We start from the raw sequence: 14,351 nt of genomic DNA, 5'->3' as shown, positions 1-14,351 counted from the left end.
TATCGTGAAAACGGTTCAGTGTGCGGCAGCAACATCGGCAACCTTGCCGGTCGCGCCCTTGATCCTGCGATCCAGAAAATCGAGTAGCAGGGCATTGAAGCCCTCGGCATCTTCGGCCCAGCCGAAATGGCCGACATGCTCCATGCAATGGTATTCGGATCCGGCAATCTTGGCCGCCATCTTTTCCATGACTTTGGGCGGGGCGGCGGCAAGGTCATGCGCGCCCGAGATGCACAAGGTCGGCGCGGTGATTGTCGGTAGCACATCGCGTCCTTCGAACTGGGTGATGGCATAGACGGCGGCACGGAAGGTTTCTTCGCGCATTCCGCTGACGACCTGTACCACGCGGTCGATATCCGCGTTTTCCATGTCCGGGGCGATCATCGCGCCAATCATCTTGGGCGCAAATTCCGGCAGGGTCATTCCCTTGTCGAGAGGGGCCACGCGGGCGTTCACGAACTGCTGCTGCCAGTCGCCGTCGGACTTACCAAATGCGGCGCTGGTGGCGGACAGAACCAGACCGTCGATCAGATCAGGACAGTAGCTGTAGCAGCGCTGCGCGATCATGCCGCCCATGCTGTGCCCAAGCACAATGTTGCGCTCTGTACTCTCGGCACGGATCAGCGCTTCAGCAGCGCGCGCCGCAGTTTCGACGCTGAAATCCGCAGGCAGGGGGCTGACGCCGTAGCCGGGCGCGTCCCAGGCCACAACGCGGTAGCCTGCGTTGGTCAGTGCCTCGATCTGGCGCAGCCAGTATTCCTTGGCGCCAAACGCGCCGTGCAACAGAAAAACAGTGATGTCGCCCGCGCCGCTGACACTGTGATCGGGAAGTCTGACATTGGCCATGTGGGGTCCTTTAATTGAGGGATACGTTGCTGGCTGAAGCCCGCTGGCACGGCGCACTGTCCGGATGACGATACGCGCTTTGACACCGGCACCAATGCGCCGGGACGGGCCAGGGTGAGACAGTTGAACCGCCTGACATCAGAAACGGCCTCCCCACCGCAACAGAATCATAACACTTCAATAGATAGACCATACAATTCTTGTTTTCTACAACTAATTTGCGCAATTCTCGTGCATGTTTTCTTTTATATAGGCCCACGGCCTCGAAGATTTACCTTGACTTTGTGTATTCATATTCTCATTTAATGAAGTGAATTTGACGTCTTCCTGGGATTCCTGCGGCATGAAACCTGTCATCATAGATGCGATCCGGACGCCGCGGGGCCGCGGAACCTCCAAGGGTGGTTCGCTGAGTGAAGTGCGGTCTGCCGACTTGCTGGCCGGTCTGTTCACTGAGATGTCGGAACGCCACCCCAATGTCGAAACTCTTGTCGATGATACGGTGATCGGCTGCGTGACTCAGGTCGGTGATCAGGGATCGAATATCGGCAAGGTGGCATCGCTGCGCGCCAACTGGCCCGCCAGCGTTCCGGGCGCGACGATCAACCGGTTTTGCGCCTCTGGCCTGTCTGCGGTGAATGCAGTTGCCGCACAAGCGCAGGTCCATGACAGCGTTGTCCTTGGCGGCGGCGTTGAGATGATGTCGCGCACCGCGATGTTTGCCGACAATGGCGTGATGTTTGCCGACAAGGCATTTGGACGTTCGATCCAGTCGGTGCATCCTGTGCTTGGGGCCGACCTTGTTGCGTCGCTGCACGGGATCAGCCGCGAGGATTGCGACGCCTATGCAGCGCTGTCGCAGAACCGCGCCGAAGCGGCACGGGCACGCGGCGCGTTCGCCTCGATCATTCCGGTGCGGGATGCGGATGGGACGGTTTTGCTGGATCAGGACGAAACCATCCGAAGCGGAGTGACGGCTGAAAAGCTTGCATCCCTGCCGCCGGTGTTCCGGAAAGTCGGGACACAAGAGGATGTGGACGACCTGCTCAAGGTCTTTCCGGACCTCAAGGAAATCACCCATGTTCATCACGCCGGGAACGCGCCTGCGATGGCGGATGGGGCCGCGTTGGTTCTGCTGGCCGGCGAAGAGTCTGCAAAGCGTCACGGTCTGACACCGCGCGCGCGCATTCTGGCTACGGCTGAAGCCAACGTGGCGATCACCCAAACGGGTGCGGTTGATGCAAGCCGTCGTGCCTTGCAGCGCGCGGGTCTGACGGCGCAGGATATTGAGCTTTGGGAAGTGCGCGACAGCTTTGCTGCCGTGACCCTTCATTATGCGCGGGCCTTTGACCTTGATCTTGATGTGTTCAACGTCAACGGCAGCTCGATTGCGCTGGGGCATCCGATGGGGGCCACCGGCGCGATGCTGGTCGGCACGTTGCTCGATGAAATGGACGCGCGGGATCTGCGCTATGGTCTGGTGGCCATCGCCGGGGCCGCAGGCGTGGCATCGGCCGCAGTGATCGAACGGATCAACAGTTAAGCGCGCGCTGTGACAGCGGCGCATTTCATTCTGTGAGGAGGACACAATGACGGATATTTTTGCACATGGTCACTCGACCCTGAAATACCCGAATGACAACCCGTATCTGAATGGCCCTCACAAGCCCATTGATCTGGAATACACCGCCAAGGGACCGGATCTGGAAGTGATCGGAGACATCCCGAAAGACCTGCAGGGCATGTATGTCCGCAACGGCCACAACCAGATCCACGAACCGATTGGCCGCTATCACCCGTTTGACGGCGACGGCATGTTGCACGCGGTCTGGTTCAACGAAGGCAAGGTCGAGTACCGCAACCGGTTTACCATGACGACCGGTCTGATGGCCGAACGCGCTGCGGGCAAATCGCTTTGGCCGGGCATGATCGAACCGCGCAAGGCGACCCGTCGCGGTTGGGGCAGCATTGGTCACATGAAGGACAACACCGGCACCGACGTGATCGTGCATTCCGGCAAGATCATCGTGGCGATGTCACAGTGTTCGGAACCCTATCGGCTCGACACGCAGACGCTTGAAACGCTGGGTCCGGACGAAAACTGGGCGCGGATACTGGGGGATCGTGGCATCTGTTCGCATTTCAAAGTGGACGAGGTCACCGGCCACATGATGTTCTTCAACTTCTCGGAAAAGCCGCCCTACATGCATTACGGTGTTGTCGATCCGGACAACAACCTTGTGCATTACGTGCCGATTGACCTGCCCGGTCCGCGCTTTCCGCATGACATGGGCATGAGCGAAAACTACTGCGTGTTGCACGACCTGCCGCTGTTCTTTGATCCCGAGCGGTTGAAGAAAGGCCAGCACCGTCTTGGCTTTCATCGCGATGTGCCGTCCCGGTTTGGCGTGATCCCGCGTTTTGGCACAAATGAAGATGTCAAATGGTTCGAGGCCGAGCCCTGCTACATGCTGCACCTGTCCAACACCTATGAGGACGGCGACGAAGTCATCATGGATGGCTGCATCATCGCCGATCCGATCCCGGATATGTCGGACCTGCCCAAGGACGGGTATGAACGCCTGAACCGGATGCTGGACATGCACACGACCAAGGTGACCATGCATCGCTGGCGCTTTAACCTGCGCACGGGCGAGACCAAGGAAGAGCGTCTGGATGACGAAATCACCGAGTTCCCGATGGTCAACGGCATGCACAATGGCCGTGGCTACCGCTACAGCTACAACGCGTTGCCGCAGCCGGGATCGTGGTTGCTGGATGGTCTGAAGAAATACGATCTCAAGACCGGCCAGACGCAAAAATTCATGATGCCGAAAGGCGAATTTGTGAGCGAAGCCCCCTTTGCCCCACGCATCAATTCCAAGGGCGAAGACGACGGCTATGTCGTGACCTTTGTGACCAATGTGAACAGCGGCAAAGGCGAATGCGTGCTGTTCGATGCGGCCAATATCGACAAGGGTCCGATCTGCCGGATCATCATGCCGTATCATATCCCAACCGGGGCGCATGCGTTCTGGGCCGGGGCGCATATGCTCTATGAAAACGGCGTGAGCCTCGCCAGCTAAGCCGGACCCAACATGCCCCGTCTGCTGTTACAAAGCGGCGGGGTGATTATGATCGGGCTAAAGGATCAAGGAACACAACATCGGCCCGGTGTAGCCGGTCGCCACAGGCGCTGCAGCGGAAATGCGGTTTGTAATTGTGCCCGCAGTCGCGGTGTTGGAACACCAGCGGCACACCATCGGCATCGCCGCGCCACCGGTCCCCCCATTTGGCCAGCATCGAAATGTACGGGAACAGGTCCAGCCCCTTGCGGGTCAGGTGAAAGGCCTCGTAGCTGTCGCTTTCCTTGGTGGTGCGCCGTGTCAGCACATCCATGGCGATCAGCTCTTTCAGCCGCATCGACAGCACCAGCGGTGGAATGCGCAGATAGGTCACCAGATCATTGAACCGTCGCCCGCCGCGAAAGGCGGTGGCGACAATGGCCGGGGCCCAGAGATCGCCAAAGAGGGTCAGCGCCTCGGGTGATCCGAACGCGTCATCCCCATGACGAATGGCGGAATTGGCGCGACGCCGCGAATGCGGAACGATCCGGGGTTCCAGACCCGCACCCGGCCCGTCTTCGGCATAGGTGTTGTAAAACGTCAAAGGGTTGGCACAGATATCGCAGCTCAGGATCAGATCGCAGTCGGACCCGCAGGTTTTGTGATGAAACCAGGATGCGTGGTGGCCTTCCTCGCCATACCAGTGACGCGACCACCGCACCATCGCGGCCAGAGGTTCCCAAAGCTCAAGCCCGGCTTCGTCGAGGAAATACTCCATCCGCTTGCCGCCGCTTTGGGTCGGGCGTTTGTAGAGGATGCGGTTCTCGACCAGCCGTTCCAACCGGCTGGCCAGTACGGCCTTGGGGATGCCAAGATCATTCTGCCAATCGGAAAACCGGTGTGTTCCGGCAAACGCCGCGCGCAGGATCAGAATGGTCCAGGTGTCGCCAACAATGGCAAGGGCCCGCACAACGGAATATCTGGCGACCATCGCGTCGGTCTCGGCCATATCTTCTGATGTTTCGGCCATAAGGCCCCCTTGTTGCGCGTGCCATCGGTCTTACGAGGGGCACAGAGCCTTGTAAATGTGCGCAGTCGGCGCGCCCCTTCACGCCACCGGATCGTCCGCCGTCAGGTCGAGCATCCAGAGTGCCAGCATCACGCGTTGTTCGTCGGAAACGGCAACCGCCTTGCGCGTGGTGTTGTCGATCAGCACCTGTGTGCACCGCGCCTGCGCGATCAACTTGTCCTGAAGCAAGATCTGCTGATGGATCTGAATGCTGCTGCGCCCGATGCGACCAATGCCCAAACGAACATCTGCGGTGCCGGGCCAGTGCATTTCACGCAGGAAATCAATGGTCTGGGTCGCCAGCACGGCAGATTGTCCCTCTGCCTCCCGAAAGCCGCCGGGTTGGTCCTGAAACGCGATGCGGTTCTGTTCCAGCAAGGTGGCGTATACGGAATTGTTGATATGTCCCAGCGGGTCCATGTCCCGAAACCGCAAGGGTTCCTGCGTGGCGAAAGGCAAATGCCCGATGGGCGCAGCGCTGGCCATGGATCAGGCCTCGGCCGGGGCGATGCTGTCGATCACCTGCGCGCGCACCGCCTTGAGATCGGTCTTGCCGCTGGGCATCGTGGGCAGCTTGTCGAGCACCAAGAAGTATTCGGGAAGCTTGAAAATCGCCACCTTGCGGTCGTCCTTAAGGTGCTTCGCCAGATCGGCAAGCGTCAGGCTTGTACCGGGGCGCAAGACAACCGCGATGCCAACCTTTTCGCCCAGTCGTGCATCGGGCACCGACACCGCAACAGCATCCAGCACCGCGGGATGGGTCATTGTCAGGTTCTGAATCTCTTCGGCGGAAATATTGAGCCCGCCGCGCACGATGATGTTTTTCAGACGCCCCGCAAATGTCAGATACCGGCCCGCATCCCCGTTGATCTTGAACAGATCGCCGGTGCGGAACCAGCCATCCGCATCGAAAGAGTCGCGCGTCAGGTCAGGATCGTCCCAGTAACCATCCATGATCCCCGGTCCCTTGAGGCGCAATTCGCCGATCACGCCAACCTCGGTGATCTCTGTCCCGCTTGCCGGGTCAACGATCCGCGTGCGGGTGCCGGTGAGCGATCTCAGGCGGGACGACGGCGGTCCATCCGGGTGGCGCATGAAACAATCCGCGCGCGCCTCTTCGTCGGGAATGTCCTTGTCGGACGAAATCAGCATCGCGCCTTCGGTAGATCCATAGACGTTCACCAGCGAAATGCCGAAGCGTTCACGGAATTCCGTGAACAGGCGCGGGTTCAGTTGCGCGGACCCCGACGTGATGTAGTTCAACCCGTCCAGATCAAGCGGGTCACCGGTTTCGATGCGTTGCAGGATCATGTTCAGGATCGCAGGCGGACAGCTTGTCACGCAGGGGCGCTCCTCCTTGATCTGGCGCAGGAAGACGTCGATGTCGAACGGCTGGTGCAACACCATACGCGCGGCCGAAAAAAGCCAGGACGCCAGCCCATTGGCCAGCGACCCCACCGTGTTCAGCATGCGAGGCGACAGAAAGCAGCCTCCTTTGGGCAGGTCAGCGACGTCGCTTAGGAAACTGGCCGAGATCAGCGTCTGCCCGTGGGTCCGGGCAATCGCCTTGGGGCGCGCGGACGTGCCCGACGTGAAGACAAGGAACGCGGGGTCATCGGGCGCGATGGCGGCCTCGGATCTGGCAGCGTTCAGTTGCGCCTGCTCTGCCGCAGTCAATGGTCCGTCATCTTCAAGAGATGTGACGCCATCGGGCAGGGTTTCGCCAAAGCCAAACACGACGGGCGCGGGCGCGGTCTTCTGCGCAACCTGTGCCAGCTTCGCGGCGTTGGCGTGTTTGCCAAGCCGCTCATGACCGACCATCGCTTTCGGCGACAACCGCTTCACAAGGCCTTCGACCTCGTTCTCGCGGTACTGAACAGGGATCGACGCGACAATGATCCCCAGCTCAAGACAGGCCATCTGGACAATCAGCGTTTCATGCAGGGTTGGCGCGGCCAGCACGACGACATCTGCCTTTTTCAGTCCCGCGCGCAGGAACTTCAGCGCGGTTTGATCAACACGTGTGCCAAACGCGCCCCACGTCAGCCGTCGGGCCGGGCCATTTGCGATGCGGTCGCGGTCAAGCGGATCGACCAGACAAGTCCAGTCGGCCACGTCGCGCCGGTTGCGCGCCAATAGGTCATTGAGAGTCCGGATCTCGATTTCGTCGCCCAAGGTGCCCACCTTTCCTGCCGATCATTGATTCGCCATTTGTAATTCATTTAATAGACTGTATCAATTGCTGTTTCGGGCGGCATGTGGGGTGCTTGGCACCGGTCGATGGAATGTCGCTTTCTGCCAACTAGGGGGCAGATGAAACGATATATGTGGCTATTTCTTCGAGTATCTTCAAAATACCGGTCATTACCCAACACTAGCCGTTCCGCCAAGACGGCCCAAACAGCCAAATCAAACACTTGTAAATTGGTTCGTTTTATGTATCGTATAGCGGAAACAGCTCTCTGCGCTTAATCCCTGTGGCCCGGATCGCGGGCAGCAGGGTATGTCGCTTTGACCAATCGTGTTCTTGGGGAAAACAAACAATGATTTACGCCTTTGCCTTATGGATCGTGTTTATCGCAATCTGGCGTCTTGTCATGCCTGATGAGGCCCGCGGCCGTAATTGGAACTATGCCCATATGGCCGTTCCGGGGATTGCCCTGGCCCTCTACGCGATTGCACCTGCGGGCCTTGCCGATCCTATCGGTATCTGGCTTTGGGGGGGGGTGTTGCGATGTTCGTTCTTGCCTCTGCCGGGTGGAGCATTGGCATGGCGCTGCGCAACCATTCGATCATGGACGTGGTCTATCCCTGCATCAGCTTTGGCATCGCGGTGACGACGGTGCTGCTGGCCTAGGACGCGATCACCCTGCGGCTTGCGGTGGTGCTTGGGTTGATGGCGATCTGGATGGTGCGGATGCTGCAACACGCGTTCGGAACCAATTTTGACACCGAACAGCAACCCTACGCCACCCATCGCAAACGGTTCGGGGCGCGCTGGCCGGTCTGGAGTTTCTTTGCCGTTTACATGTTGCAGGGCATCCTGATCTGGATCTGGGTCATGCCCTTTTCGTTTGCCGCAAGCGCCGATGTTATTGGGTTGCAGATCACCGACTGGATCGGCATCGCCGTTTGGCTTGTCGGGTTCTTCTTCCTTGTTGTTGGGGATTCCCAGATGAACGCGTTTAAGGCGGACCCGGCCAACAAAGGCGGGATCATGGATCGCGGATTGTGGTCGATGACACGCCATCCCAACTACTTTGGCGAGTCGCTGGTTTACTTTGGCTACTTCATGTTTGCCTTGGCGCATCCGTGGGGCTGGGTCAGCATCGTCGCCCTGCTTTACAAGACGTGGTTCATGGGGTGGGGGTCGGCGACACCGGGCAATGAACGCCACATGCGCAAGACCCGTGGTGCGGCCTGGGATGACTATGCGGCCCGCGTGCCGATGTTCTTTCCCGGCCTGCCGCGTCGCTAATAGAACGCAATACTTCCGCTTGCTGCGGAATTGAAACCGAAGAGGGTGGCGTCCAGCGCCTCCCGCGACTGACGACACTGACCAAGGACCTCGTGCCATGACCTACCGTGCCCCGCTTCATGACATGCAATTCGTTCTGGAAGACCTGTGCGATCTGTCCGCGATTGCGCAACTGCCCGGTTTGGAAGATGCGACGCCAGATATGGCCAAGGCCATTCTGGAAGAGGCTGGACGCTTTGCAAGAGAGGTGCTGGCCCCGATGAACCAGACGGGTGACCAGATCGGTACGCATATCGCGGAGGGTCAGGTCACAACCCCGCCGGATTGGAAAAGCGCCTATGACAAGGTGGTCGAGGCGGGCTGGAACAGCCCCACCGCCGATCCCGAACATGGTGGTATGGGGCTTCCGCATGTGGTGAATGCCTGCATCCAAGAGATGTTTCACGGCGCAAACATGTCCTTTCAGCTGTGTTCGATGCTGACACAGGGCGCAATTGAGGCGATCCAGGGCTACGCGTCGGACGATCTGAAACAGACATACCTGCCCAAATTGGTAACCGGGGAATGGACCGGCAGCATGAACCTGACGGAACCGCAGGCCGGATCAAATCTGGCCGCTGTCCGGACAAAGGCTGTCCCGAACGGGGACCATCACCTGATTTCAGGGCAGAAAATTTACATCACCTATGGCGATCACGATCTGACGGACAACATCGTACATCTTGTGCTCGCACGGCAGCCCGACGCGCCGGACGGCGTCAAAGGTATTTCCTTATTTGTCGTGCCCAAGGTTCTGGTGAACGCCGATGGGTCTCTTGGCGCATCAAACGACGTGCGGTGCGTGTCGATTGAACACAAGCTCGGTATCCACACCTGCCCGACCTGCACACTTGCGTTCGGCGATCAGGGCGGCGCGGTTGGCTATATGGTTGGAGAGGCCAATCGCGGTCTCGAATACATGTTTGCCATGATGAACAATGCCCGGCTCAGCGTCGGCATTCAGGGGGTTGGGGTTGCCGAACATGCGACCCAACACGCAACCGCCTATGCGTTTGACCGCAAACAGGGCGCAACAGCGACCAAGGGCGTCGACACAATTGTCGGACATGCAGATGTGCGCCGCATGCTGGCCGTGATGCGCGCGCGGACCGATGCGGCCCGCGGGTTGACCTGTCGCGCGGCGGCATCTCTCGATTTTGCCGCCCGCGCAACTGACCCGGACCTGCGCGCCCGTCACCAGCGCCGGGTTGATCTGCTCATCCCCGTGGTCAAGGCGTGGTCGACCGAGGCGTCTATCGACACCGCATCGCTTGGCATTCAGGTGCATGGCGGCATGGGGTATGTCGAGGAAACAGGTGCCGCCCAACATCTGCGCGACGCGCGGATTACCACGATCTACGAAGGCACAACCGGCATCCAGTCACTGGATCTGGTGGGCCGCAAATTGCTCCGCGACAAGGGGCGCGCGGCGCAAGAGCTGATTGCAGACATGCGGACATCCGCCGATGCGCAGACGGGCCCATGGGCCGGCATCGTGACCGAAGCCGCCGATCTGGTGCAATCCGCGCTGGACTGGGCCTTGGCGCAGGACACACACAAGGCGCTGTCGGCGGCCACCAACATTCAGGAAACCTTCGGGCTTTGCCTTGGCGCCTGGGTCATGGGTGACGCCGTGCGGGCCGCGCAATTCCGGATCGACGCCACAGGTGCGACGCCGTACCTTTCGTCAAAACTGGCTCTGGCGCAGGTTTATGCCACGCATCTTTTCCCAAAAGCGCGTGCGTGCCTGAGTGCGGTCACGGATGGGGCAGACGATATTCTGAGCCTGCCCCCGGAGGCATTGCGCACCAATAGCGTGGTGTAACGGCCCCCGCTTCGGAGGCTGTCTCAGAAGCGGTCAAGCAGACGTTCGAGGTACTCAAGCTCTTCTTCCGGGCGTTCCCCCTCGCCCGAGCGGCGACGGATTTCGTCCAGAAGTTCGCGCGCACGGCGATACACGTCTTCGCCCTGAAGCAGGTTTTCGTCCGACCCGATCTGCCCGTTCGACCCGACATTCCGCCCAAGCGGGTCACGTTGCTGGCCGGGATCGGCACCGTCTGCCATCCCCTGTTGCCCCTGACCTTGCTGTTGTTGCTGGGCCATGGCCTCGCCAAGGTTGCGCATGCCTTCGCGCAGCGCTTCCATGGCTTCGGATTGATTGTCGATGGCCCCGGCCAAATCGTTTTCCCGCAACGCCTCCTCGGCCCCTTCCATCGCCCCTTCGGCCCGATCAAGCGCGTCGCGCGCGGCATCGCCGGCTTCGGTTCCGGCACCGGGCAGGCTCTGTGATTGGCGATTGAGTTCCTGCCGCAGCGCGCGTTGGCGATCAGCAAGGCTTTCCTGCAAAGTTTGGCCCTGACCGTTCTCACCTTGGCCCTGACCCGGCTGTTGGCCCGGCTGCTGGCCCGGCTGCTGGCCGTTTTGACCCTGCTGACCCTGACCCTGCTGGCCCTGTTGTTGACCTTGTTCGCCTTGCTGTCCCGGTTGTTGCTGGCCTTGCTGTTGCCCCTGCCCCGGGTTGAACTGATCCTGCAAGTCGCGGAATGCCTGATCAGACAGGCCCTGCTGTTCGCGCAGCGTTTCCGCCAGACCTTCCATGGCCTGTTCACCCGGCGATTGGCCTTGCTGGCCCTGACCTTGTGTGACCTGCATATTCTCCATCAGCTGACGCAACTGCTCCAGCGCTTCCTGCGCCTCTGCCATGCGCCCTTCTTCCATGAGCTGCTGAATACGATCCATCATCTCTTGAAGATCGTTCTGGCTCATTTCCATGCTGTTCTGGTTCTGCGTCATCTCCTGATCAGGATTGTTCTGCTGGTCCTGCTGCGCCTGCCGCGACAATTGACGCAAATAATCATCCGTCGCCTCGCGCAGTTCCTGCATCAGTTCGGCAATCTCCTGATCCGATGCCCCGTTCCGCATGGCTTCGGACAGACGGTCCTGTGCGCGCTGCAACCGTTCAAGCGCGTCTTCAAGATCGCCTTCCTCCAGACGGATCGCCAAATCCCACATCGCCTGCGCGATTTCACTTTGCTGATCGTCGGTCATGCGCACCCGCGACAGGGCTTCGACCCGGCGCAGGATCGTCCGCAGCCGCAAGTAGTCTGTGCTTGACCGGAACACCCCGTCCGGTCGGTGCGAAATGGCCCGGATCAGCAGCGCCACATCGGCGGCGTTGTCCCGGTTCCAAAGAATCGAGCGCCGCAGATCAATGACAGCAGCCGCCATCGGGTCAAAAAACCGGCGTCCGGGCAGGTCGATCACATCCGGCACCGCCTCGCCAATCTGATCCGCCTCATCAGAGACCGTCAGGTTCAGGGTGACTGGAAGATTGGCCCAGGGGTGCTGCGAGAAATTGTCGATCAGTGTCTCGGAAAAATCGGTGCGATCGCCTGCAATCGGCATAGGCAGCGGCAATTCAATCACTGCCCGCGGTTCGGGATCCCGACGCAGACCATAGCGACGATCCACCTCGCTCAGGGCAAGCTCGATCCGCGCCATGCCTTCGGCAACCGCGTAATCATCGCGCGCTGTAAACGGGATCTGGGCCTCGCCATCATAGCTGACCTCGATCTCCTCATCCCGAAACACCACGGGCGCGCGGTCCGGTGTCGCCACCACTTCCCAATACCGACCACCGGGGCCCTGAATTTCGATGCTGCCGGATTGGACAACCTCGAATTCCTGCGCCGTCTGGATAGACGCTTCGATCACATCCTCGGCGGTATCTGTCGGCGCGGACCGGTTCGAAATCGTCTCGTTCACGCTCAGCGCGCCAACCTCTCCGTAAAACCGCAGGGTGACCTGACTGCCCACCGGGGTTTCCAGACGGGCCGAGTCGATATCGTTCAGGTAGATCGACGGAAGGCCCGTATAGCGCGGCGGCTCCAGCCAACCTTCCCATGTTGGACCAGAGGCAAGATCCGACCCGGTTGGCCCCATGGCCGACACGGATTGCACGCGAAGAACAGAGCCGAACACCATGGCGACAAGCAGGGCCAACACGGCCACATAGCGCAGCGCGAAGGGATCCGCCTTGGACACGCGCAAGTCGGGCTCGGGTGCTTTGGCGTCCTTCAGCCGCGCGCGCATCCGCGCCTGGTGCGCCGTCCACACCGCCAGGGACGCTTCGTCATCGGCGCCGATGGCCTGGCTGTCCATCGCGGCGAGGATGGGATTGCCCGGCATGGTCGCATCAAGGCGCGCGAGCGCTTCGTTCAACGAGGGCCAGGAGAATTTCCGGATGCCATGGATCAACGCCCACAGTGCCCCGCCAACAGTCAGCGCAATCGCGGCCCAGACGACCTGAATCGGCAGGAGATCCTGCAAACCGATCATGAGGAAGGCCAGCCCGGCAAAGATCACCGACCAAAGCGGCCAGAACGCCCTTACAATCGCCTCTGCCCCCATACCCAGACGGGTCAGGAACAGCGGCCACCGGATGGCGGTGTTGATGTCGTTGGGCAGATCATCCCGTGCGGTCATGCGCATCTCCCGGCGTGTGGACCGCGAGGGAGATGCCTCACAGCCATGGGGGGATGGTATCTCGGTTTATGATTTCGTCAAAGTCGGGACGCTGGCGGATGACAGCGAATTGATCGCCTCGTGCCAGAACTTCGGGCACCAGAGGCCGCGTGTTGTATTCGCTCGCCATCACCGCGCCATAGGCACCGGCGGACCGGAACGCGACCAGATCTCCATCTTTCAATGGCGGCATCATCCGGTTCTTGGCAAAGGTATCCCCGGATTCGCAGACCGGGCCAACGATGTCATAGGGCTCTTGCTCGACACCCGGCTCGGGTTCGATCACGGGGACGATATCGTGATGGGCGTCATACATCGCAGGACGGATCAGATCATTCATTGCGCCGTCAAGGATCAGGAACTGGCGGCCTTCGCCCTGCTTCACATAGATCACCCGGCTGACGAGAATACCGGCGTTGCCCGCGATCAGACGGCCCGGTTCGATCTCGATCTCGCAGCCCAGATGGCCCACAGTGCGCTTGATCAACGCGCCGTAGTCGGACGGCAGCGGTGGAGCTTCGTTGGACCGGGCATAGGGAATGCCCAACCCACCCCCCAGATCGAGGCGCTTGATGGTGTGTCCATCCGCGCGCAGTTGCTCGGTCAGTTCGGCCACCTTTTGGTAAGCCAGTTCGTAGGGCGTCAGGTCGGTCAGTTGCGATCCGATATGAACGTCAATGCCGATGACTTCGATTCCCGGCAGAGCGGCAGCCTCGGCATAAACCTCGCGCGCCTTGGCGATGGGGATGCCGAACTTGTTCTCGGATTTGCCAGTTGCAATCTTCTCGTGTGTCTTGGCATCGACATCCGGATTGACCCGCACCGTGATCGGCGCAGTTTTGCCCACGCTGGTCGCAATCTCGGAAATCACCCGCATTTCCGGTTCGCTTTCGACGTTGAACTGGCGAATCCCGCCGTCCAGCGCCTGCCGGATTTCAGCGCGGGTTTTGCCAACACCCGAGAACACGATTCTGTCACCGGGCACACCCGCCGCCTTGGCCCGCGCGTATTCGCCGCCGGACACCACATCCATGCCCGCGCCCAGTTCGGCCAATGTCTTGAGGATCGCCTGATTGCTGGCCGCTTTCATCGCGTAGCAGACCATATGGTCCATGCCGTCCAACGCTTCATCGAACAGCTGGAAATGGCGCGTCAGCGTCGCGGTGGAATAGAGGTAGAACGGCGTGCCAACCGACGCGGCAATATCCGCGATGCGCACGTCTTCGGCGTACAACTCACCGTCACGATAGAGAAAATGGTCCAAGGCAGCCCCCAAAACAAACTGCGCCGCAGTAGCGCATGGGTCGCAATCGCGCCACCCTTCGCGTCT

At 60.3% G+C, this 14,351-nt stretch carries 11 protein-coding genes; 5 read left to right on the top strand and 6 right to left on the bottom strand.

Going from position 1 to position 14,351, the window contains the following annotated elements; translation table 11 throughout:
- Positions 1 to 15: 15 nt before the first annotated feature.
- On the bottom strand, positions 16 to 846 hold the full coding sequence (locus MWU54_RS14945) for an alpha/beta hydrolase (RefSeq protein ID WP_247085281.1): 831 nt from the start codon (positions 844 to 846) through the stop codon (positions 16 to 18).
- 343 nt (positions 847 to 1,189) lie between these two features.
- Between MWU54_RS14945 and MWU54_RS14940 the strand changes: the two genes are divergently transcribed.
- Together MWU54_RS14940 and MWU54_RS14935 are read left to right on the top strand one after the other, a co-directional pair.
- Positions 1,190 to 2,389, top strand: coding sequence for an acetyl-CoA C-acyltransferase (locus tag MWU54_RS14940; protein ID WP_247085279.1), 1,200 nt, complete (start codon positions 1,190 to 1,192; stop codon positions 2,387 to 2,389).
- A gap of 46 nt (positions 2,390 to 2,435) precedes the next feature.
- Complete coding sequence (locus tag MWU54_RS14935; protein WP_247085277.1) at positions 2,436 to 3,932, top strand: carotenoid oxygenase family protein; 1,497 nt, start codon at positions 2,436 to 2,438, stop codon at positions 3,930 to 3,932.
- Positions 3,933 to 3,978: 46 nt separating this feature from the next.
- Here the strand turns inward: MWU54_RS14935 and MWU54_RS14930 are convergent, their stop codons facing one another.
- From MWU54_RS14930 to MWU54_RS14920, 3 genes are all read right to left on the bottom strand, one after another.
- Positions 3,979 to 4,941 carry a helix-turn-helix domain-containing protein gene (locus MWU54_RS14930; protein WP_247085275.1) on the bottom strand — a complete coding sequence of 321 codons (963 nt, stop codon included), beginning with the start codon at positions 4,939 to 4,941 and terminating at the stop codon, positions 3,979 to 3,981.
- A gap of 78 nt (positions 4,942 to 5,019) precedes the next feature.
- Positions 5,020 to 5,466, bottom strand: coding sequence for a thioesterase family protein (locus MWU54_RS14925; RefSeq protein ID WP_247085273.1), 447 nt, complete (start codon positions 5,464 to 5,466; stop codon positions 5,020 to 5,022).
- A gap of 3 nt (positions 5,467 to 5,469) precedes the next feature.
- Positions 5,470 to 7,155, bottom strand: coding sequence for a class I adenylate-forming enzyme family protein (locus MWU54_RS14920; RefSeq protein ID WP_247085271.1), 1,686 nt, complete (start codon positions 7,153 to 7,155; stop codon positions 5,470 to 5,472).
- A gap of 559 nt (positions 7,156 to 7,714) precedes the next feature.
- Between MWU54_RS14920 and MWU54_RS18760 the strand changes: the two genes are divergently transcribed.
- The 3 genes from MWU54_RS18760 (at position 7,715) to MWU54_RS14910 (ending at position 10,322) form a co-directional block, all read left to right on the top strand.
- Positions 7,715 to 7,837 carry a hypothetical protein gene (locus MWU54_RS18760; RefSeq protein WP_281496131.1) on the top strand — a complete coding sequence of 41 codons (123 nt, stop codon included), beginning with the start codon at positions 7,715 to 7,717 and terminating at the stop codon, positions 7,835 to 7,837.
- A gap of 6 nt (positions 7,838 to 7,843) precedes the next feature.
- Entirely contained in the window at positions 7,844 to 8,458 is a 615-nt protein-coding gene (locus MWU54_RS14915) for a DUF1295 domain-containing protein (protein WP_348647660.1), read from the top strand.
- Positions 8,459 to 8,555: 97 nt separating this feature from the next.
- Complete coding sequence (locus MWU54_RS14910) at positions 8,556 to 10,322, top strand: acyl-CoA dehydrogenase (RefSeq protein ID WP_247085267.1); 1,767 nt, start codon at positions 8,556 to 8,558, stop codon at positions 10,320 to 10,322.
- Between the two features lie 23 nt (positions 10,323 to 10,345).
- On the opposite strand, the gene MWU54_RS14905 is transcribed toward MWU54_RS14910, so the two are convergent.
- Both MWU54_RS14905 and lysA read right to left on the bottom strand, forming a co-directional pair.
- A complete protein-coding gene (locus tag MWU54_RS14905) occupies positions 10,346 to 12,982 on the bottom strand; it encodes a TIGR02302 family protein (protein ID WP_247085266.1) in 2,637 nt (878 codons plus the stop codon).
- Between the two features lie 37 nt (positions 12,983 to 13,019).
- Positions 13,020 to 14,285, bottom strand: a complete 1,266-nt coding sequence (gene lysA / locus MWU54_RS14900; protein ID WP_247085264.1) for a diaminopimelate decarboxylase — start codon at positions 14,283 to 14,285, stop codon at positions 13,020 to 13,022.
- Positions 14,286 to 14,351: the final 66 nt, after the last annotated feature.

Source organism: Marivita sp. S6314 (assembly GCF_023015985.1).
Taxonomy (GTDB): domain Bacteria; phylum Pseudomonadota; class Alphaproteobacteria; order Rhodobacterales; family Rhodobacteraceae; genus Marivita.
This window is presented reverse-complemented; position numbering and strand designations above follow the sequence as displayed.